Source organism: Aeromonas sobria (assembly GCF_006243315.1).
Lineage (GTDB): Bacteria > Pseudomonadota > Gammaproteobacteria > Enterobacterales > Aeromonadaceae > Aeromonas > Aeromonas sobria_A.
Map to the genome: position 1 here is coordinate 1 of NZ_NKWE01000077.1, position 22377 is coordinate 22377.

A 22377-nucleotide genomic window follows, 5' to 3' on the forward strand; every position below is an offset into this window, starting at 1 on the left:
CGCAATCGTCAGGGTGAGCGGGTGGTAAGAGCATTCCACATTCCACATGTAAACGGATATCACCATCGATTGAAAGAATGGATGGTGCGCTTTCATGGCGTGGCAACTCATTATCTGAGGAATTATCTGGGTTGGCGCAGGATGCTGGAGCGTTACGGGAAGGGAGTGAATATCAAAGCGTGTTTACATGAGGCGCTGGGGCACCCCATGCAACACGTAATTGGGACATAGCCCAAAAAAAGAGCCGGCGCAGGGCCGGCTCTGTTTATTCGGGTGGCTGAAATCAGCGGGTCAGATCGTCGAAGAAGCGTTTCACCCCTTCGAAGAAACCTTCTGATTTCGGCTTGTGGGTCTTGGCAGCGGCACCGCTGAACGACTCGTCCAGCTGGCGCAGCAGCTCTTTTTGGGATTCGTTGAGCTTGACCGGCGTCTCGATCACCACCTTGCACATCAGATCGCCAACCTGGCCAGAGCGCACAGATTTAACGCCCTTGCCGCGCATGCGGAACATCTTGCCGGTCTGGGTCTCAGGGGTCACCTTGAGCTTGACGCGACCATCCAGGGTCGGCACTTCGATCTCGCCACCGAGGGCGGCTGCGGTGAAGCTGATGGGCACTTCGCAGTAGAGGTTGTTGCCGTCACGCACGAAGATCTCGTGCTCTTTGACGTGCACCTGTACGTACAGATCCCCAGCCCCTGCGCCCGCTTCGCCTGCTTCCCCTTCGCCGGAGAGACGGATGCGATCGCCGGTATCAACGCCCGCCGGAATTTTCACCGACAGGGTCTTGGTCTTCTGGTAGCGACCTTCGCCGTGGCACTTGCGGCACGGATCCTTGATGATCTTGCCGCGACCGTGACAGTGGGGGCAGGCCTGCTGCACCGCGAAGAAGCCCTGACGCATCTGCACCTGACCGGCGCCGTGGCAAGTCGGGCAAGTCTGGGCACTGCTACCGGTGTGGGCACCGGAGCCGTTACAGACTTCACAGTGAACCAGGGTCGGCACCTTGATCTCCTTGGAGACCCCGCGCACCGCCTCTTCAAGCGTCAGCTCCATGGTGTAACGCAGATCGGAGCCCCGAGCCGGGCCACGACGGCCGCCGCCACGTTGACCACCACCAAAGATATCGCCAAAAATATCGCTGAACGCATCACCAAAATCAGCACCGCCACCAAAACCACCGTGGCCACCGCCACCCTGGCTCGGATCGACACCGGCATGGCCATACTGATCGTAACGGGCACGCAGGTTGCCATCGGTCAGGACCTCGTAAGCTTCCTTGACCTCTTTGAACTTCTCTTCAGATGCCGCATCACCCTGATTGCGATCCGGGTGATACTTCATTGCCAGACGTTTGTACGCCTTCTTGATCTCGCGCTCGTCGGCATCTTTTGCCACACCCAGCACTTCGTAGAAATCGCGCTTCGACATACTCATCCTGTTGCTTCGTAGCAGTTACGCAGACGGGCGTTGGTTACCCAACGCCCGTGAATTCATTGACTAAGCCGATGGGTGAAGCGAACTTCCCCCATCTGGGTAGGGCTTACTTCTTGTCGTCTTTCACTTCTTCGAACTCGGCGTCGACCACGTCGTCGTTAGCCTTGGAAGAAGAGGAGGACTGACCGGCATCAGCACCGGCGGCGCCTTGTTGAGCCTGAGCTTGCTGTTGAGCAATCTCCATCAGCTTCTGGGACGCTTCCAGCAGAGCCTGCTGTTTGGCTTCGATGGCAGCCTTGTCGTCACCCTTGAGGGTGGCTTCCAGCTCGCTCACCGCGGCTTCGATCTTGCTCTTGTCGTCAGCAGGCAGGGCTTCACCGGCTTCGGTGATCTGCTTGCGTACCGAGTGGACCAGACCATCCGCCTGGTTGCGAGTCTGCACCAGCTCTTCGAACTTCTTGTCCTCGGCCGCGTTGGCTTCGGCTTCGCGGACCATGCGCTCGATCTCTTCATCAGACAGACCGGAAGAGGCCTGGATGGTGATCTTCTGCTCTTTGTTGGTCTCTTTGTCTTTGGCAGAGACGTGCAGGATACCGTTGGCATCGATGTCGAAGGTCACTTCGATTTGCGGCAGGCCGCGCTGTGCCGGACGGATACCTTCCAGGTTGAACTGACCCAGTGACTTGTTGTCGCTGGCACGCTTGCGCTCACCCTGCAGCACGTGAATGGTCACGGCAGACTGGTTGTCTTCGGCAGTAGAGAACACCTGGGACTTCTTGGTCGGGATAGTGGTGTTCTTCTCGATCAGCGCAGTCATCACGCTACCCATGGTTTCGATACCCAGGGAGAGCGGAGTCACGTCCAGCAGCAGTACGTCGGTCTTCTCACCAGACAGTACCGCACCCTGGATGGCAGCACCCATGGCCACGGCTTCGTCCGGGTTAACGTCTTTACGCGGCTCTTTACCAAAGAATTCAGATACGGTCTTCTGCACCATTGGCATACGGGTCTGACCGCCTACCAGGATGATGTCGTCGATCTCACCAATCGCCAGACCGGAATCTTTCAGCGCCATGCGCACTGGCTCCAGAGAGTCTTTCACCATGTCTTCCACCAGGGATTCCAGCTTGGCGCGGGTCACCTTGATGTTCATGTGCTTGGGACCGGTGGCATCAGCGGTGATGTACGGCAGGTTGACATCAGTCTGCTGGGCAGAGGAGAGCTCAATCTTGGCTTTCTCGGCGGAGTCTTTCAGACGCTGCAGGGCCAGCTGATCGTTGCGCAGGTCGATGCCCTGCTCACGCTTGAACTCGTCAACCAGGTAGTTGATGACGCGGTTGTCGAAGTCTTCACCACCCAGGTGGGTGTTACCGTTGGTCGCCAGTACTTCGAAGGTGGTCTCGCCTTCAACTTCGTCGATCTCGATGATGGAGATATCGAAAGTACCGCCGCCCAGGTCATATACGGCAACCTTGCGCTCGCCCTTGACCTTGTTCACGCCGTAGGCAAATGCTGCGGCAGTCGGCTCGTTGATGATGCGTTTTACATCCAGACCCGCGATGCGACCGGCATCCTTGGTAGCCTGACGCTGAGCATCGTTGAAGTAAGCTGGCACAGTGATAACGGCTTCAGTGACCGGCTCACCCAGATAATCTTCAGCGGTCTTCTTCATCTTCTTCAGCACTTCAGCAGAGATCTGCGGCGGTGCCATTTTCTTGCCCTTCACTTCAACCCAGGCATCGCCGTTGTCAGCCTTGGCGATGGCATACGGCATGATTTTCAGGTCACGCTGCACTTCTTCATCTTCAAAACGACGACCGATCAGACGCTTGATAGCGAACAGGGTGTTCTTCGGATTAGTGATGGCCTGACGCTTGGCCGGTTGACCAACCAGGATCTCGCCATCATCGGCATAGGCAATGATGGACGGAGTAGTACGATCGCCTTCTGCGTTCTCGATCACGCGAGCAGTGTCGCCATCCAGAATAGCGACGCAGGAGTTGGTAGTACCCAGGTCAATACCGATGATTTTACCCATTTGACGAATCTCCAAAAACTTTGAATAAACTGGCGAGGAACTCGCCTTAATGCGTTAACGGCTAGGTGGGGGCAGCCAATCTGGCTTTCAAGCTCCCGGCATCAAATTTTCTGGTGCCGCCGCGCCTTGCTTCCTATATGGGGTCGCCAGCCGCAGCTTCAAGCCCTAACCCTAAAAAACCACACCCTTTATCATGATTGAGCGACGGTTTTTAACCGTAAAGCCGGACAAGATGACGGGATGCAGCACAGACAAACAAAAAGCCCGCCACGGGGCGGGCTTGGGTACCCACGGCCAATCAGTCGATCGCTTTGGCGATCATCACCATGGCAGGACGGATCACCCGACCATTCAGCTCATAGCCTTTTTGCATCACGGCGATGACGGTATTGGGTGCCACATCGGCACTCGGGATCATGCTCATCGCCTGATGGGCATTGGGGTCAAACGGCTGATTGGTGGGGTCCAGTGCCACCAGACCGAACTTGGCCACACCGCTCTGCATGGATTTCAGGGTCAGTTCGACACCTTCGATCATCGGCTTGAGGGCTTCGTTCTCTTTGTCGGCCAGTTCGATGGCACGCTCCAGGTTGTCCAGCACCGGCAGCAGCTCGCCTGCGAACTTCTCCAGCGCGAACTTATGGGCCTTCTCCACGTCCTGTGCAGCACGGCGACGATGGTTTTCCATCTCGGCGACGGCGCGAATGGCACGCTCCCGCTCCTCGAGAGAAGACTGTTGGGCAGCTTCCAGTTGCGCTTCGAGTTCAGCAATGCGGGCCTGTTCAGCTGTCACTTCACTGTCTACATCGGTCGGCTCGACTGGTTGGGCTTCCACTTGCTCCATCGCTTCAACCTTTTGCTCTTCGTGGTTCATGACATCTCCAATTCAGGGTTACTTCAATCATTGCCGCTATTATGGGGATGCAGCCCCGGCTTTCAAGGGGTAAAAGGCCAATCAGGGCTTCTGAACCGCTGCAAGCGGCTATTTGCCGGTGTTACTGAGCACTCTTTCGCCAGCTGGCGGCAGGGGCACAGCACTATCCGAAGCGCCACAAGCACGGCAAAGCACTGTATACTGGCCCGCAATACCCATCCCAGACCTGACAGACTATGGATTCTCCGTTCAAAACCATCGCCCTGATTGGCAAACCCCATCATGAAGGGGCCAACCAGACGCTGACCGGCCTGCATCAATACCTGACCACTCGCGGTTTTCGGGTACTGGTGGAGAGCCGGGTCGCCCAGACCCTGAGCATCCTCGATGAAAACGTGATGGATCTGGTGCAACTGGGCCAGCAGGCCGATCTCGCCATCGTGGTCGGCGGCGACGGCAACATGCTGGGGGCAGCGCGGGTGCTGTCGCGCTTCGATGTGGCGGTGATCGGGGTCAACCGGGGCAATCTCGGCTTTCTGACCGACCTCTCGCCGCAGGATTATCTGCTGCCGCTGGAGCAGGTACTCTCCGGCCACTACAAGAGCGAACATCGCTTCCTGCTGGAGGCCTCGGTCTATCGCCACGGCGAGCGTAAGTCGAGCAATCTGGCGGTCAACGAGGCGGTACTGCACCCGGGCAAGATCGCCCACATGATCGAGTTCGAGGTCTATATCGATGGCAGCTTTATGTATAGCCAGCGCTCGGACGGCATCATAGTGGCCACCCCCACCGGCTCCACAGCTTACTCGCTGTCAGCGGGCGGCCCCATCCTCACCCCCAAGCTCAACGCCATCACCCTGGTGCCGATGTTCCCGCACACCCTGAGCAGCCGCCCCATCGTACTCGATGCCGACAGCGAAGTGCGCCTGCTGGTCTCGCCAGACAATCAGGACGACGCCATGCAGGTGAGCTGTGACGGTCAGGTGACGCTGGCGGTCCACCCGGGGGACGAGATCCTGATCAAGAAGAGCCACCACCAGCTTTATCTGGTGCATCCGCTCGACTACAGCTACTTCCATGTGCTGCGCAACAAACTCGGCTGGGGCAGCAAGCTGTTTTAAAGGGCAGGATCACTGCCAGGCTGGCTGAGCGCCACCTCGCTGCGCAGCCAGTCGCTAAAGGCGCGAAAACGTGGCCGCTCGCGGTTCTCCCGCGGCGAAATCAGCTCGTAATTACGCCCGGCTGCCACCGCCGGGCCACCTACCGCCACCAACACCCCTTGCTCCAGCAAGCTGCGCACCAGCACCTCCCGCCCCATCGCAACCCCCATGCCACCTTGCGCCGCTTGCAGGGCCATCTGATAGTGATTGAAGCCGTAGTGACGCTGTTCATAGGGCAATGTCATGCCAGCGCCATCACACCAAAGGCGCCACTCAGAGAAGAGCTGCTGTACATCGGTCGATTCCGAGGCATGAATAAAACAGGCCTCCGCCAGTCGGCTCGGCTCCTGCAGCAATCCCAGCCGCTCGGCATAGGCGGGGGAGCAGACCGGCAGCAGACGCTCCTCCATCAACAGCTCCCGGTGCAGATCACTGCAGCGGGTCGCGCCGTAATAGATCGCCAGATCCACCCGCTCCTCGTTGAAATCCACCGCCCCTGCCCGTACCCGCATCATCACGTTCAGCCCGGGCCAGCGTTGCTGGAAGCGGGGTAACCTTGGCATCAGCCAGTTGAGCCCGAGCGTCGGCGCAACCCCCACATGGAGCGTGCCACGCAGATCCTGAGCCCGGATATCTTCAATCTCCTCGTTGATTTGGCGCAGAGAGTGGCTGAGGGTTGCCAGCAGTCGCATCCCCTCCTCCGTCAATTCGAGCTTTCGGGTCAGGCGAATAAACAGGCGAAAACCCAACAGCCCTTCCAAATGACGAATGCGGTGGCTGATGGCCCCCTGAGTGAGGTTCATCTCCTCGGCAGCGCGAGTGAAGCTGAGGTGACGGGCCGTGCTCTCGAAGGTGTGCAGCAGAGCCAGGGTATTCTGTTGTACCAGCATGGATAACCTCGTTATGACGCGCGTTGCGATGCGGGTTATCAGTATGCCATTTCCCCTCATGCATTAAACAGGCTAATCCATACCGCCCCTTTTTTCGTTTGTCTGCCCGCCACAGCCCCCCTTTAATAGGATCAAACCCTATCCCTGTTCATGAGGTGGACAATGAAAAACGGACTCAAGATTGTGGTCATCGGCGCAGGCTCCAGTTACACCCCGGAGCTCATTGAGGGGCTGATCCAGCGTCAGCACGAGTTGCCACTGCGCGAACTCTGGCTGGTCGACATCGACGATGGCCGCGAGAAGATGGAGATCATCGCCGCCCTCACCCGCCGCATGCTGGCTAAAGCCGGGCTGGCGGTGCAGGTGGAAACCCGGCTGGAACGGGAAGAGGCACTGCGCGGCGCCGACTACGTCTGCTCCCAGTTTCGCGCCGGTTGTCTGGAGGCCCGCATCAGCGATGAGCGGATCTCGCTGAAATATGGCCTGATCGGTCAGGAGACCAACGGACTGGGCGGCTTTGCCAACGCCTGCCGGACCATCCCTATCGCCTTGCAGATCGCCGCCGACATGGAACGCCTCTGCCCCGATGCCTGGCTGCTCAACTTCACCAATCCGTCGGGCATGGTGACCGAAGCCGTGTTACGCCACAGCAAGATCAAGGCGGTGGGGCTGTGCAACGTACCGGTGATCATGCAAAAAGGGGTCGCCACCCTGCTGGAGAGCCGCGATGAGCAGGAGTTCATCATGCAGGTGGCGGGACTCAACCACTTTATCTTCGTGCGCCAGATCCAGCATCAGGGCAAAGATAAACTCGGCGAGGTGATCGCCCTGCTCGCACAAGGGCCCGATCCGCTGGTGCCGCGCAATATTCCCCCCTTTGCCTGGCCAAAAGATCTGCTGGCCAATCTGGGCATGATCCCCTGTGCTTATCTGCGCTACTACTACATGAGCGACGATATCCTCAAGCAGGAGCTCGGTGAGGCCAGTGGCGAAGGAACCCGGGGCGAAGTGGTCAAGGCCATCGAACAGCAGCTGTTCGATCTCTATCGCCACCCGGATCTCGCCGAGAAACCGAAGGCGCTGGAAGGACGCGGCGGCCAGTACTATTCGGAAGCGGCGTGCGAACTGATGAGCGCCATCCACAACGACAAGCGCATCATCATGCACGTCAACACCCGCAACAACGGCGCTATCAACGGTCTGCCGGACGAGTGCGCCGTGGAGGTAAGTGCCCTCATCACCAAATCAGGCCCGCTGCCACTCAACGTGGCCCCCTTCCCGCAAGACACACTGCGGCTACTGCAGTTAATGAAGGAGTTCGAACAGCTCACCATCGAAGCCGCCATCACCGGCAACCGTCATACCGCCTGGCGCGCCCTGGTGCTCAACCCGCTCATCACCAGCGGTAGTCGGCTGGAGCAGGCGCTGGACGAGGCAATCGCCGCCCATCCGGATCTGATGTCGGCCTTCCACTGACCCCTGCGCCTCTCTTCTCTAATCTCTCCTCACTATCCCGTGCGGGCCACCACTCTGGTGGCCCGTTATCGTTAAAAATGGCGGCTATCCCTCTTTACTGTATATAAGACCAGTATATACTGTATACATACACAGTAAAGTTGACCTATACAGGATGAGACCATGCTGACCCAGCTGACCGTCAACAACTTCGCCATCGTCAAGTTTCTCGAACTCGATCTGCAACCGGGCATGACCTGCATCACCGGTGAGACCGGCGCCGGTAAATCCATCGCCATCGACGCCCTCGGTCTCTGTCTCGGGGAACGAGCCGAAGCGGGCATGGTGCGACCCGATAGCGACAAAAGCGAGGTCAGCGCCCGCTTCCTGCTCGACAACAACCCGGCCGCCCGCGCCTGGCTTGCCACCAACGAGCTGGAAAACGAAGGTGAGTGTATCGTGCGGCGAGTCATCTCCGCCGAGGGTCGCTCCCGCAGCTACATCAATGGCGTGCCAGTCCCCCTCACCCAGCTCAAGCATCTGGGCCAACAACTGGTCAACGTCCATGGCCAGCATGCTCATCAGATGCTGCTCAAGCCTGATTACCAGCTCGCCCTGCTCGACGGTTATGCCGGTCACCATCTGCTGCTCAATGAAGTGCGCCAGCATTATCAACTGTGGCGCCAGCTGCAAAACGAGTTGAACCGGCTCAAGGCCGAGCAGCAACAACGGGAATCCCGCCGTCAGCTCATCGAATATCAGGTGCAGGAGCTCGATGAATTTGCCCTGCAACTAGGGGAGTTCGAGCAGATAGAAGAGGAGCACCAGCGTCTCGCCAACGGCACTGATCTGATGCAAGAGTGCGGCAGCTGTCTCGATCTGCTCTATGACAACGAAGAGACCACCATCGCCGGTCTGCTGCAAGTGGCAGTAGACAGAGCCGAAGGACTGGTCGCCATGGACAGCCGCCTCACGCCGGTACTGGAGATGCTGAACGAGGCACTGATCGGCGTGCAGGAGAGCCACAGCGAACTGCGCAGCTACCTCGATCAGCTGGAGCTGGATCCCGAACGTTTCAACGAGCTGGAAGCGCGCCTCTCCAAGGCGATCAATCTGGCCCGCAAGCACCACGTCAAACCGGCAGATCTGGCCCTGCATCATCAGGAGCTGGCCTCCGATCTCGCCCGCCTCAACTCCGACGAGGAGCGGTTAGAGGGGATGGAAGATGAGCTGGCCGAGGCCCGTCAGGCTTTTGTCCAGGCTGCCGAAGCCCTGAGTCAGAGCCGTCAGCGTTACGCCCAGGAGCTGGGCGCCAAGGTGACCAGCAGCATGCACGAGTTGGCAATGCCCGATGGCCGCTTTGCTATCGAGGTGCGCCCCGATGCCCAGAGCAGCCTCTCGCCCCTTGGCATAGATCGGGTGGAATTCATGGTCACCACCAACCCGGGCCAACCCATTCAGCCGCTTGGCAAGGTGGCCTCAGGGGGTGAACTGTCGCGTATCAGCCTCGCCATCGTAGTCATCAGCGCCCGCAAGATCTCCACCCCCACCCTGATTTTCGATGAGGTAGATGTGGGGATCAGCGGCCCGACTGCCGCCGTGGTAGGTCGCCTGCTGCGCCAGCTCGGGGAGTCAACTCAGGTGATGGTGGTCACTCACTTGCCTCAGGTGGCAGGCAACGGCCACCAGCATATGGTGGTGAGCAAGCATACCGATGGCAAAACCACCGAAACCCAAATGAGCGCTCTTGATGAGAGTGCCCGCCTCAATGAGCTGGCGCGTCTGCTCGGTGGCGACCAGATCACCGACAACACCCTGGCCAATGCCCGCGAGCTGCTGCGTCGCTGAATCAAGCGATAAAGCCGATTTGCAGCGATGGGGCTGACCAAACATGCTGACTGCGCTGGCACAGGCGAGCGCCATTGCCCTCGCAGCCAGCAATAGCCAATAGCCAATAGCCAATAGCCAATAGCCAATAGCCAATAGCCAATTGTGAGAACCGAAGACGCGTCAGGATTACCGACCCAGATCAATAAAATGGCGAGTTAGGCGAAGCTGGCAGCAACATGGGCGCGGATCCGGTTGCCTTCATGCAGCGGATTTCGCATAGTGTTGCCCCCCTTTATGGGTATCCAATTGTGAGGCTTTGTCTATGATCCACGTTTTTGGTCACAAGAATCCTGATAGCGACAGTATCTGCAGTGCGCTGGTTATCACCGACTGGCTCAATGGCCAGGGCCGTCAGGCCACCCCATGGCGTCTGGGTGACCTGCGCACCGAAACCCGTTTTATTCTGGAGCAGGCTGGTGTCAGCGAACCCGAATTGCTGACCAAAGATCTGACCGGTGAAGATGTCTGGCTGGTGGATTTCAGTGATCTGGAACAGGGTCCTGCCACACTGGCACAAGCCAATGTACTGGGTCTGGTGGATCACCACCGTCTCGGCACCCTGGTCACCCAGTCTCCGCTGGATGCCTGGATCCGTGCCGTCGGCTGCACCTGCACCATCGCCTTCGATCTGCTGAGCCAGCAAGGTACCGTGACCCGCAGCCAGGCTCGCCTGATGCTGGGTGCCATCATGAGCGACACCCTTTGTCTCACCTCGCCCACCACCACCGAACAGGACAAGATCGCCTGTGAGCGTCTGGCACCGCTGGCAGAGGTCTCACTGGCCGAGTTCGGCCAACAGCTGCTGATGGCAAAAACCGACCTGAGCGGCCTGACCCCGGCTCAACTGCTGCAGCAGGACGAGAAAGCGTTTCAGGCGGAAGGTTGCAACTTCATCATGAGCCAGATCGAAGTGGGCAGCGAGCAGCAGCTGGCCGAGCAACTGCCGGCCCTGCTGCAGGAGATGGTCCAGCGCGTGGCGAGCGAAGGGCTCGACTTCTTCGTACTGATGGTGACTGACCTGACGGCTGCCGCCAGCCGCATCTACTTTACCGCGCACCCGAAAGTACCGGCAGAGTCCAGCTACCACCCGGGCTTTGTCAGCCGCAAGAAGCAGGGTCTGCCCTGGGTGATGGATCTGCTGGCCAAGGCATGATCTCCGCGAGCAACACATGGCTCGCCCCATAACCCATTCCAAAGCCCTGCCTCTGCGCAGGGCTTTTTTCATCGCCTCCGCCCGCTGCACTCCCCCATCCTCTTGCTGACCATCTCGCTCATCCCTCCTGCCTCTCGCGTATTCCTTTCACGGCTTATTGACAGTTAACCCCATAACTTTGCTTACATATTTGCGGCTGTTATTTATCAGGTCTTTGCTGCAGGATAATCGCCGCGCACAACCCTTTTCCGTTTCCATTCAGGTGATCGATGAACATAACCCCCAAGCAGAGAACCCTGGCCATCACCATGCTGATCGCCGTGGTGCTCCTCGGCTGGCTGCTCTGGCCCAGTCAACCACCCAAGGCGATGCTGACCGCTCAGGTGACCCGCGAGGATATTGCCCAGACCGTGCTAGCCAGTGGCGTGCTACAGGCCATTGAGCAGGTGGATGTGGGGGCCCAGGTCTCCGGTCAGGTTACCAAACTGGCGGTTGAGGCCGGTGATCAGGTCAAACAGGGAGACCTGCTGGCCGAGATCGATCCCCTGATTGCCCAGAACAACCTCAAGACGGCCGAGGCGGAGCTTGCCAGCAACCGCGCCCAGCTCAAGATCAAGCAGGCGCAACTGAAACAGAACGAGCTCGCCTGGCGGCGCCAGCAGCAGATGTTCAAGCAGGAGGCGAGTTCCCGGGCCGATCTTGAGAGTGCCGAGGCACTGCTGGCGGTCACCCGCGCCGAACTGCAAAACAGTCAGGCCAATATCGACAACGCCCTGATCAAGGTTGATCGGGCCAAGACCGAGCTGGGCTACACCAAGATCCTGGCGCCGATGGATGGCACCGTCATCAGCATTGTGACCCGTCAGGGCCAGACCCTGGCTGCCAGCCAGACGGTGCCGACCGTGCTCAAGCTGGCCAACCTCGAGACCATGACGGTCAAGGCGCAGATCTCCGAAGCCGATGTCACCAAAGTCAAAGCCGGCATGCCGGTCTACTTCACCCTGATTGGCGATCCGGATACCCGCTATCAGGGCACGCTTCGCGCCGTGGAGTTAGCGCCTACCAACATCAACGATCAGGCCGCTACCGGCACCACCACCAACAATGCGGCCGTCTACTACTACGCCCTGTTCGATGTGCCCAATCCCGGCCATACCCTACGAGTGGCGATGACCACCCAGGTGACCATAGTGCTCGGCGAGCGCAAGCAGGTACTCACTGTGCCGCAAACCGCCCTTGGCAAGCAGCTGGCCGACAACGAGTATGAAGTCACCGTGATCAAGGAAGATGAAACGACCGAACCCCGCCATATCAAGACCGGCATGAAGGACGAGATCCGCATTGAAGTGATCAGCGGTCTGACCGAGAAGGAGAAGGTACAGCTCAATCACGGCGCCCCCGCCGCCAATGATGAGATGGCGGTGATGCTATGAGTGAGCCCCTGAGCCAGCTGCCGTTGATCCAGCTGAAAGGGGTCGAGCGACGCTACCAGAGCGGCGACAGCGAGGTCACCGTGCTCCACCCTCTCGACCTCACTATCGCGGCAGGAGAGATGATCGCCATTGTCGGCGCGTCCGGCTCCGGCAAGTCGACTCTGATGAACCTGCTCGGTTGTCTCGATAGCCCGAGCAGCGGCCAGTATCTGTTTCGCGGTCAAGACACCGCCACCATGGATGCGTTGGCGCTGGCCCGGCTGCGCTGCCATCACTTCGGCTTTATCTTTCAGCGCTACCACCTGCTGCCCCATCTCGATGCCGCCGCCAACGTGGAGATCCCCGCCGTCTATGCCGGCACCAGCCGCCCGGATCGCCAGGCGCGCGCGCGCCAGCTGCTGGACAGACTGGGACTGCGCGATCGCAGCCACCATACCCCGGGTCAGCTCTCCGGCGGTCAGCAGCAGCGGGTCAGTATCGCCCGGGCGCTGGCCAACGGCGGCGAGGTGATCCTCGCCGATGAACCGACCGGCGCACTGGATAGCCAGAGCGGCAAGGAGGTGATGGCGATCCTCAAGGAGCTGCACGCTCAGGGCCACACCATCATTCTGGTCACCCACGATATGGATGTGGCCAGCCATGCCGACCGGATCATCACCCTCAAGGATGGTCGGGTAGAGCAAGATAGCGGCCCGCGCCAAACGGCCGCATTGCCCCCACCCACCGCTGAAGACCCTCCCAATAAAGGTGCTATTGGCCACGACTGGGATCGCTATCGGGAAGCGGGACGGATGGCGATCCATGCCATGCTCGCCCACCGGATGCGTACCTTCCTCACCATGCTCGGCATCATCATCGGCATTGCCGCCGTGGTGAGTGTGGTGGCGCTGGGGCAAGGGGCGCGTGCCAAGGTGATCGACCAGATCAATGCGATGGGCACCAACACCATCGAGATCTTCCCGGGCAAGGGGTGGGGTGACGAGAAGATGGCCAGCATCCAGACCCTCAATAAGGGGGATCTCGATGCCCTGCTGGGGCAACCCTATCTTGCGGGCGCCAGCCCCGAGATTGGCAGCTCCGGCCAGCTGCGTTATCGCAACAAGACCAACAGCGGTAGCGTAAGCGGTGTTGGCAACGACTATTTCAAAGTGAAGGGGATGACGTTGGTCAGTGGTCGCTTACTGGAGTGGCAAGATATCCAGCAGCGGGCCGCCGTCGCCGTGGTGGACAAGAAGAGCATCACCAGCCTGCTTGGCAAGGAGGATCCGGTCGGCAAGGTGGTACTGGTCGGCACCTTGCCGATGCGTATTGTCGGGGTGGTCTCGCAGGAGACTGGCTTTGGCCCCAGCAGCCAGTCGGTCAATATCTGGCTGCCCTACAGCGCGGTGATGAGTCGCCTCATCTCGCAGCACCACTTCAGCCAGATCACCATTCGGGTCAAGGACGGGGTACAACCGGCACTCGCCGAGCAGGCGGTAATCGAGCTGATCACCAAGCGCCACGGGGTGAAGGACTTCTTCACCTTCAGCAGCGACAGCATCATCAAATCGGTGGAGAAAACCACGGCCACCATGACCCTGATGGTCTCGGCCATCGCGGTGATCTCGCTGATCGTCGGCGGTGTGGGGGTGATGAACATCATGCTGGTATCGGTGGTGGAGCGTACCCGCGAGATCGGCATTCGCATGGCCGTGGGCGCCCGCCAGTCGGATATTCTGCAGCAATTCCTGATTGAAGCCGTGATGGTCAGCCTGCTGGGGGGGATCTTCGGCGTCGGCCTCTCGCTAGGCATCGGCGCACTCTTTTCACTGCTGGTGGACTCCATCAAGATGCAGTTCTCGCTCTTCTCCATCCTGATGGCCTTTGGTTGCTCGTCACTCATCGGGATCCTGTTTGGTTACCTGCCGGCACGCAATGCGGCGCGGCTCGACCCTGTTGTCGCACTGGCGAGGGAATAACAATGCACAAACTCTCCTGGCTAGCTCTCTGCATGGCCCTCAGCGGTTGCAGTCAGCACAGCACCTATCAAAGACCCGAGCTGGCGCTCGCCCCTGCATGGCAACAGCCAGACGGCGCCCGACTGGCTGCGCAGACTGGCCCCTGGTGGCGGGAATTTCATGATCCCCGGCTCGACAAACTGGTCGACGCGGTACTGGCCGCCAACCCGGACATGCGTGTGGCGGCCCTCAAGCTTAAAAGCGCCCGACTGGGCGCCGAGCAGGCCGATACCAACCTCACCCCTTCGGTCAATGGCTCTATCGGCGCCAGTGGCAACAAGGATCTGAAGACCGGCAAAGGCACTAACAGTCTGGGTCCCTCGCTGAGCCTCAGTTACGAAGTGGATTTGTGGGGCAAGCTCGCCTCGGTGCGGGATCAGGCGAGCTGGGAGGCGGCGGCAAGCGAGCAGGATCTCGCCAGCACCCGACTGCTGCTGATCGGCAATACCCTGGAGCAGTATTGGCAGCTCGGCTATCTCGGCTCCGCCATCACCTTAGGCGAGCAACAGCTGGCCAACCTGGCGCGAACCGAGCAGCTGACCCAGACCAAATACCAGGCTGGCGCCATCACCCGGCTCGATCTGGCGCAGGCACGCCAGCAACTGGCAGGCAAACAGGCCGATCTGGCCTCCCTCAAGGCGCAGCAGGAGCAGGCTCGCAACGCCCTGCGTCTGCTGCTGGGCCGCAACAGCGGGCAGCTGGAGTATGCACCCGCTTACCTTGCAAACCAGACCATTCCTGAACTCGCCGTGGGTATCCCGGCCGATGTGCTGGCTCACCGCCCTGATGTCAAAGCGGCCGAGTTGCGGCTGCGCAAGACGCTGGCTAAAGGGGACGAGATCCGCACCGGCTTCTACCCCAGCCTGACCCTGACCGGCAGTGCCAGCACTGCATCCGATAGACTGGCGCAGGTGCTGCAAAATCCGGTCGGTACGCTGGGGGCCAGCCTTGCCCTCCCCTTCCTCGAATACAACCGTACCCAGCTCGCCATCGAAAGTTCCGAGCTGGATTACCAGATAGCCGAAACCGAGTTTCGCAAGCAGCTCTACACCGCACTGGTGGAGGTGGAGGACAATCTGGCCGCCCGCCACTATGGCCAACAGCGACTCGAATATCTGCAGGAACAGCGGAGTTATGCCCAAGAGGCCGAACGGCTGGCAAAGGCCCGCTTCCAGGCGGGAGCAACCGGCGTGCAGGCCTGGCTTGATGAGCAAAACCGGCTGTGGGATGCCCAGCAGAGCCTGTTGGCCCAGCAAAAAGAGCAGCTCAGCACCACCGCCAAAATCTATCGCGCCCTGGGTGGTAGCGATAACGTGACACCCCGATAACAGGTACCCGACTACTCCTTACCCAGCAATGCCCCACTCTGCCAGCAGAGTGGGGCTTCCATCGCCATACACCATGCAGACCCTCGATCTCACACTGCAGCCGATATCCATCGCCCATCATCAAGGGGCTGTAATGGCAATGCTGCCAATTCCGTACAGCGACCTCGCTGAATATCTCGGCCATATCTTGTGGCTGCCTCTGTGCAGAAAGCGCCCAGCAGAGATAACGGTTACCGGATATTCAATCAGCAGGCGGCATTCTGTTGCTGGACGACGCCCATGAAGCGCGAGAAACATATCCAGAGATCGTATCTGTACTGCGTGTACAAATAGCGTTATCGCACCGGTGCTCCGTACGGATGAATTAATCTCAAATAGTGAGGGATATTGAGAAAAGGAACAGTTAGGCTAAACAACAGTAAAAAGGATACAAGCGAGGATGTAGATAACAGCGGAGGGGATTGGATAACACGAGCAAAACGGCAAAAAATAATGCCGCCCTTGGGCGGCATTATTCGATTTCTAAACCTGACGAATTAGATCAGGAAATCGTTCAGGTCTTTACCCAGCGCTACTTGAGCAGCAATGGCTTTCGGCATACGGCCTTGACCGGTCCAAGTTTTCATTTGACCGTCTTCTTCATACTGATATTTGGCCGGACGCGGAGCACGCTTGCTCTTGGCAGCACCGGTAGAAGCCGCGGGGGCAGCAGCGCTAGCCAGCAGCTCGCGAGGATCAATACCCGCCTGCTGCAGCATTTCGGTAAATTCATTCAGCTTGCGCTGACGCTCTTCCTGTTCAGCTCGGTCCTGTTCAACAGAAGCAGCGCGCTCTTGATAAACCAGGTCAAACTTCTCTTTAGCTTCCAGCAGTTGCTCAAACGGCAGCTCACGAATAGCGGCGCGCAGACTGCGGATGTTCAGCAGAACTTTCAGAAACTCGTTCATTATTTCCTCACAAAAAAGTCGGTTACAGGGATAACTGTTTCAGAATAGCATGGACAATTCTCGACAACATACAGTTTTTCTATATTAACGTTCTTTTTTTCTTAATTTTCACCATCGAGATCGAATCTGCGTCACTATCAATAACAATCAAGCTGAAAGGCAGAATCTTTTAAGTGGTGAAGTGATTACCATGTTGTGCACAAAAAGAGTCGGTATTTCAAGACTCATTAATTTCCAGTTCAGTATCCAATAGACTAACGCGGATACCCGCGATATAAGCCTTGAGCGCACATTTCTACCATATGCTCAGCATCATTTGGCCAGTCTGCGACTCTCCGTTTAGCCATGAGCAAGCCAGGATCCCACACCGTTCGCCCGATGACGAGGGGTATGTCCAAATTGACCATCAACGTATGAGGCGCTAGCGACCACCAGTAGTGTACCGGCACCAGCAGGGCGATGGCATAGACCCAGTTGTGCAACTTCTGCCACACGGCGCCCATTCTGCGCTGCAACGCCTCAACAAAAAATAAATCACCAAAAATCAGAAGCTTGCAATTGCACACAACATTTTAATGTATGTATTTCATAATCAGTTTTGTAGATGTATGTACCAGAAAACAGACTGTGTAGATGCCGGTAATCCAGAAGGTAAGCAATAAAAAAGCCAGCTTTTGTTAAGGGCTGGCTTTCTACGTAGTCAAATAGCACTATTTATTTTTAGTTATATTCTTGCCTGATTGATCAACACCGGTAATCACTGCCGTTGCAGCCGACCCAGTCAAAAGGGGCTCGGATGGATAGAGCTTAAGTGCTTCTGATCGCATCGTATTGGCTTCCTCCGTACGACCCAATGCATTAAGCGCTATCACCATATTGGCGTAGATGTTGGCACGTGGTGTATGGCGTACGAATGCCTGCCCCCACTCCAGATAAGCTTCCAGTTCAGCCTTGTTACTTGTCTGCAAACCCACCATCAGACGAACCGAGTTCACATCAAACTCGACTCGGGTCAACCAAGCCATGGGATTGACGATATCAAGTAGCAAGGTCGGCTCTTTATACCCACCTCTTTCATACTTGGTAACTACCCATGCGGTATGAATTGCAGTGAGCATAAAGGGAACAACCAACAGCGGGATAGCGATCGCCATAAATCGCAGCAACAACCAGGGGCTGCACTCCATATCCCACCATGATGAAAAACCACGGCTAGCCAAGCTGGTCTCTTCAATTTCGGTATCGATGATATAAATCAGCGTCAGCAACAACCACCACAACACAATTGCATGGTAGAGAGGGTATTCTGTCTGAGTATGGAGCAATATCGGTGTAACCAGAGCAAGCAGGCCCATGGCATTGACCCAACGCACACTCGCCAGACGCCATAATAATGCGCCTCCCATGATCACCATGCCGATCATAGGTGCAATGCCCCCCTCAACAGCCCAATAAAGAAACTCGTTGTGGGGGTGGTCAAGATTGTAAATTTCTATGCCTATATCAGGATTTAGGCTTCTAAACTCCATATTACGATGTAAAAAAGTAGACTCAAATCCACCATAACCAATCCCAAACAACCAATTCTGCGTAACTAAATGGTAGGTAAATGACCAGATATCTGCGCGTACACCACCAGACTGATAGATATCCAACCCGCGCTTGGCTCCAGCCATCCAATATTGTGATAACAGGCCGATGGCCACAGCCAAGATAACCAGACCCAACACACGGGATAACAAATACTGGCGATGAAGTAGAGGCATTAGTAAGAACAGGGCTAGCAGGCCGCCTAATTGCCCTACCCGTGATTGCAAAACAACCAGCAACAGTGATGCAGATAGAATGACGCCATAGCGCAATGCCATCAGCAAACGACCACTCTCTCGACGTAATTCTAACCAGACAGCAAGGGCAATACCGGTTGCCATAAACGTCGCCATCACATTTGGCTGTTGAAAGATCCCGTAAGGGCGATTGGCTTTGGTGTCATAACCAATCCAGTTACCTGGCGTCAACAGATAGAACTGCACCAGACCAAGAGCAGCTTCGATTGCGATCGCAATCAGGATGAGATAGAGCAAGCGATCACGCTGCTGCCGATTAAAGCGCCATTGATAGAGCCCAAACAAAAACAGCAAACCAGCAAAAAGCCCCAGTAATCGGGGAATAGCATAATCCTGGAGTGCAAACCCGGGATAGAGCATCGGGAGCAACAGCAATAGCGACCCCATACATAAGCCAGCTTGCAATGGAGACAAGACCAGACGCTGGCGTAACGTCACCTGCCACAATCCCAATCCTATAGCTAGCGAGGCAAAAATCCATCCCCACGCGTTAAAGGGCAGATATAGCCCTGCGCCTCCCGGGTTGTGCATAAAAAAGTGCATGCCCAACAACCAATAGAGCACGCTTAAAGTCATCATGATTTTCGTTAACGTCACAGCCCTGCTCCTTAGGCCAGCCCCACGTTGTAAAAAGGGCGCTGAAGACACTGATAAAAAGAAGGGGCAAATAGCCCCTTTTAGAGATTCAGTCACAATTAGGACTGCTCTGGCCGGCGAAAAGCATGGCGTACAAGAACAATCGCTACACCCAACATTCCACCCAGCAAGGTTACCAAAACCACGATAAGCGGGCGCTTTGGTTTGTCACGGGTAAAGGGTTTTTCTGGTGAGTTGATCATGTTAAATGAGTTAAATTTGACATCCTGAATATTCAATGACTTTAAGCTACTTAATTGCAGACGAATTTTACCTAAATCAGGATTAAGTAACTCGGGGTCTGTGATCTCTTCCAAAATATTTAATTTCTCGGCCAAGCCTTTCGAACCTAACTGGATGTTAAAAATCTCCTGGCTATCCATGCGCTCAAGAGGAGCATCCACCCCTGCAGCCTTACTGATCCTTAAGCTATACCTGACCCGCTGAAGTTCTTCCTGCCTTTTCAGCAAAGTATCAGCCTTCATTCCTTCATATTTGGTTGTTAACGTTTTTATTTTATTCTCCCATATAGATAACAACTCTGCATTTTTAATTTTTAGTTGCTTTTGCTGAACGAAGGCTATGTACTTTACCAATCGCTGCTGAGCAAGTTCAGGTGTTTCAGCAGAGAAGCTTAATGTCATATCTTGGCTTGTTTTATCCTGAGCCTTAGCTGATATGAACTCAGCTAGCTTACTCATTAACGCACGTTCACTACGCTTATCGGAGACTCCTGATTTCTCCATCTCTACTGCGTAGATACCCTCTTGTGTTAGAAATGCTCGCTTATTATTCATGCTATTAAAGGCTGAAATAAAGCTTTGGTAAATGGCGGGTTGCTCAAGCGAGGAAAAAGCAGCAGTCGATAGAAGGGCTCCGTTGCTGTTGCTGTTGCTGTTGCTGGACATGATTGCTTGTATTTTATCCACAACCAATTGTAATTCCGCTACTTGAGAAGCTGACGGCTCCGAGATAAGGGCCTGACTGGTCCATACCTGACGTGCAGTCATCGCATAGCCAATACCAGCGATAGCAAACAGCAGGGTCAGCAATAGTATCAATACTTTTTGGCGCCACAGTACCAACACCAGCTCTCGTAAATCTATCTCATCTGATGCGGGTGCTTGTACCCATTGGTTAGGAATAACTGGCGTTTTTTCGCTCATCTCTTCTCTCTTCATTATCAATGTTAAAAATCTTACAACAGGGACACAATTAAGGGGCACTAACAAAACAGGGGGCCTGGCGATCTTTATCTGACAGCAATAAAGGCCACCGTTCAGATAATGGCCATTTTATCGCCAGATTAGGGCTATCCCATCGAATAGCAGCTTCATCACCGAGATGATAATAATCGCTGCATCTGTAAAAAACATCAGCGCTGTCACTTAGCACATAAAAACCGTGCGCAAAACCGGGCGGGATCCATATAAGTTCGCCGAGTTCTGCATTTAATCGACAACCCAACCATTGTCCGTACGTGGGCGACGCTGGCCGGATATCAACCGCCACATCAAAAATAGTCCCGCTGATAACCTGTACAAGTTTACCCTGTGGTCGATTGCGTTGGTAATGCAAACCGCGCAACGTGCCCCCAACCGAACGACTCAGATTGTCTTGCATCAGCGGGTAATGGCCACAGTGCTGTTCAAACTCATCTTGACGAAAACACTCACGAAATTGACCGCGATGATCCGAAAAAGTCGTGGGCGTAAGGATCATCATCCCCGCCAGCGATGTTGTACGATATTGCATTGATAAATCCATGTGAAAAAAGAACCAAGTGATCACTTGCTGACTTTTTGATTGCTAGGGTAGTAGCCTGAAAGATTCCACTTATGCTCGCAAATCTCCCTCAGGTCACACATCAGGCTGCATAACAAGCAATCGAGACAGGTATTGACCATATTCATTTTTTGCCAACGGTATAGCAAGTGCGCGCAACTGATCGGCATCGATAAACCCCTTGCGAAAAGCGATCTCTTCTGGACACGCAATCTTTAATCCCTGACGCTTTTCGATGGTCTGAATAAAGTTGCTCGCTTCAATCAGACTTTCATGGGTACCGGTATCGAGCCAAGCATAACCTCGTCCCATCATGGTGACGGTCAATTGCCCTGTTGCAAGGTAGTGATTGCTGAGATCCGTTATTTCCAGTTCACCGCGTGGCGACGGCTTCAGACTCTTGGCGATCTCCACCACGCTGTTGTCATAGAAATAGAGGCCGGTGACCGCATAGTTGCTCTTTGGCTCCAGTGGCTTCTCTTCCAGAGAGATCGCGGTTCCTTCTTTATCAAATTCCACCACCCCATAACGTTCCGGGTCGTGCACGTGGTAGGCAAAGACGGTGGCGCCACTCTCTTTGGCCGCTGCCGCCTCCAGCTGCTTCTGCAGGTCGTGGCCGTAGAAGATGTTATCGCCCAGCACCAGTGCACAGGGATCTGAACCGATGAACTCTTCACCCAGAATAAAGGCTTGTGCCAACCCGTCCGGACTTGGCTGCACCTTGTATTGCAAATTCAGGCCCCACTGGCTGCCATCACCCAACAGTTGCTCAAAGCGGGGTGTATCTTGCGGTGTGCTGATGATCAAAATATCCCGAATACCGGCCAACATCAGGGTGCTGAGCGGGTAGTAGATCATCGGCTTGTCATAGATGGGCAGCAGCTGCTTGCTCACCGCCATTGTGACTGGATAGAGACGGGTGCCTGAGCCACCGGCCAGAATAATGCCTTTACGTTTGGTCATGATGCTTGTTTCTTATTTTTAAATTGCAAAAGAAAAGGGTGGCTTGCGGCCATAATGCCAGTCAGTTAAGACTGACTGGCATTGTTTTTATTGGCTTTTTTTACACTATATTTCTGTGGCCTTGGCTTCACGCAGCGGGGGGGGGAATCCCCCCATTTTTAGGGGCATTCAAAAGTAGAGGTCATGCAGCCTTTGTCAGATGCTGCTTTGGGGTATAACCGGCGTTGTTGCCCAAATCAGCCATCAGGTCACAACGTCCCCAGCCCCAGGTGACCGCTACACTCGGGGCTTTCTGACAGGCAGACCAAGGGTATTTAGCTTGTTTATAGCGCTTACATACGCCATCACTTCTCCCACTTGGCCGTTGTAGTTACGCAGACTGATTTTCCCCGCCAGCAACTGCTTGAACCGATACATCGCCGTCCCTGCCAGCGAGCGACGGTGATACTCCGATATCTTCTTCCAGTGCGCCAGCCCTTCCTTGCGCATCACCAGCACCGCCTCATTTCTTGGATGTCCCTTTTCCCATAGCCCAGCGTTCTTGCG

16 protein-coding genes and 3 pseudogenes are annotated in these 22377 nt (G+C 56.2%); 8 read left to right on the forward strand and 11 right to left on the reverse strand.

Annotated features, from left to right (window positions below; all coding sequences use genetic code 11):
- Positions 1-231 (forward strand): annotated as a pseudogene (locus CF137_RS20660) (IS1595 family transposase); the annotation flags it as partial.
- 52 nt (positions 232-283) lie between these two features.
- Here CF137_RS20660 and dnaJ read toward each other — a convergent pair.
- The 3 genes from dnaJ to grpE form a co-directional block, all read right to left on the reverse strand.
- Complete coding sequence (gene dnaJ / locus CF137_RS20665; protein WP_042018662.1) at positions 284-1429, reverse strand: molecular chaperone DnaJ; 1146 nt, start codon at positions 1427-1429, stop codon at positions 284-286.
- Positions 1430-1541: 112 nt separating this feature from the next.
- Positions 1542-3473 (reverse strand): molecular chaperone DnaK, encoded by a 1932-nt coding sequence (gene dnaK, locus CF137_RS20670; protein ID WP_042018660.1) that lies wholly within the window; start codon positions 3471-3473, stop codon positions 1542-1544.
- A gap of 298 nt (positions 3474-3771) precedes the next feature.
- On the reverse strand, positions 3772-4347 hold the full coding sequence (gene grpE / locus CF137_RS20675; protein ID WP_101315466.1) for a nucleotide exchange factor GrpE: 576 nt from the start codon (positions 4345-4347) through the stop codon (positions 3772-3774).
- Positions 4348-4583: 236 nt separating this feature from the next.
- Here grpE and nadK point away from each other — a divergent pair, with 236 nt between their 5' ends.
- Positions 4584-5468 (forward strand): NAD(+) kinase, encoded by an 885-nt coding sequence (gene nadK / locus CF137_RS20680; RefSeq protein ID WP_139721354.1) that lies wholly within the window; start codon positions 4584-4586, stop codon positions 5466-5468.
- Here nadK and CF137_RS20685 read toward each other — a convergent pair.
- Positions 5465-6397 carry a LysR substrate-binding domain-containing protein gene (locus tag CF137_RS20685; protein ID WP_139721355.1) on the reverse strand — a complete coding sequence of 311 codons (933 nt, stop codon included), beginning with the start codon at positions 6395-6397 and terminating at the stop codon, positions 5465-5467. The two genes, nadK and CF137_RS20685, sit on opposite strands and share 4 nt — an antisense overlap.
- Positions 6398-6559: 162 nt before the next feature.
- On the opposite strand from CF137_RS20685, the gene CF137_RS20690 reads away from it, so the two are divergent.
- The 6 genes from CF137_RS20690 to CF137_RS20715 all read left to right on the forward strand — a co-directional run bounded on the left by CF137_RS20690 (position 6560) and on the right by CF137_RS20715 (position 15653).
- A complete protein-coding gene (locus tag CF137_RS20690) occupies positions 6560-7873 on the forward strand; it encodes a 6-phospho-beta-glucosidase (protein ID WP_139721357.1) in 1314 nt (437 codons plus the stop codon).
- Between the two features lie 162 nt (positions 7874-8035).
- Positions 8036-9700: a DNA repair protein RecN gene (recN, locus tag CF137_RS20695; protein WP_139721359.1), complete on the forward strand. Its 1665-nt coding sequence runs from the start codon at positions 8036-8038 to the stop codon at positions 9698-9700.
- Positions 9701-10004: 304 nt separating this feature from the next.
- Positions 10005-10895, forward strand: coding sequence for a manganese-dependent inorganic pyrophosphatase (locus CF137_RS20700; RefSeq protein WP_139721361.1), 891 nt, complete (start codon positions 10005-10007; stop codon positions 10893-10895).
- Positions 10896-11164: 269 nt separating this feature from the next.
- Complete coding sequence (locus tag CF137_RS20705) at positions 11165-12328, forward strand: efflux RND transporter periplasmic adaptor subunit (RefSeq protein ID WP_139721364.1); 1164 nt, start codon at positions 11165-11167, stop codon at positions 12326-12328.
- On the forward strand, positions 12325-14286 hold the full coding sequence (locus tag CF137_RS20710) for a MacB family efflux pump subunit (RefSeq protein WP_139721366.1): 1962 nt from the start codon (positions 12325-12327) through the stop codon (positions 14284-14286). The genes CF137_RS20705 and CF137_RS20710 overlap by 4 nt, the downstream gene beginning before the upstream one ends.
- 2 nt (positions 14287-14288) lie before the next feature.
- Positions 14289-15653: an efflux transporter outer membrane subunit gene (locus CF137_RS20715; RefSeq protein ID WP_139721368.1), complete on the forward strand. Its 1365-nt coding sequence runs from the start codon at positions 14289-14291 to the stop codon at positions 15651-15653.
- A 536-nt stretch (positions 15654-16189) separates the two neighbouring features.
- Here the strand turns inward: CF137_RS20715 and CF137_RS20720 are convergent.
- From CF137_RS20720 to CF137_RS20750, 7 genes and pseudogenes are all read right to left on the reverse strand, one after another.
- Entirely contained in the window at positions 16190-16600 is a 411-nt protein-coding gene (locus CF137_RS20720) for an H-NS family histone-like protein (RefSeq protein ID WP_101315486.1), read from the reverse strand.
- A 422-nt stretch (positions 16601-17022) separates the two neighbouring features.
- Positions 17023-17118, reverse strand: a pseudogene (locus CF137_RS22355) (protein-methionine-sulfoxide reductase heme-binding subunit MsrQ); the annotation flags it as partial.
- Positions 17119-17310: 192 nt separating this feature from the next.
- Complete coding sequence (locus tag CF137_RS20730; protein WP_162515997.1) at positions 17311-19026, reverse strand: PglL family O-oligosaccharyltransferase; 1716 nt, start codon at positions 19024-19026, stop codon at positions 17311-17313.
- A gap of 116 nt (positions 19027-19142) precedes the next feature.
- Positions 19143-20249, reverse strand: coding sequence for an LPS O-antigen chain length determinant protein WzzB (locus CF137_RS20735; RefSeq protein WP_139721372.1), 1107 nt, complete (start codon positions 20247-20249; stop codon positions 19143-19145).
- A 49-nt stretch (positions 20250-20298) separates the two neighbouring features.
- Positions 20299-20838, reverse strand: a complete 540-nt coding sequence (gene rfbC, locus CF137_RS20740; RefSeq protein WP_139721374.1) for a dTDP-4-dehydrorhamnose 3,5-epimerase — start codon at positions 20836-20838, stop codon at positions 20299-20301.
- 105 nt (positions 20839-20943) lie between these two features.
- Entirely contained in the window at positions 20944-21831 is an 888-nt protein-coding gene (gene rfbA, locus CF137_RS20745; RefSeq protein ID WP_139721376.1) for a glucose-1-phosphate thymidylyltransferase RfbA, read from the reverse strand.
- 276 nt (positions 21832-22107) lie between these two features.
- Positions 22108-22377, reverse strand: a pseudogene (locus tag CF137_RS20750) (IS5/IS1182 family transposase); the annotation flags it as partial.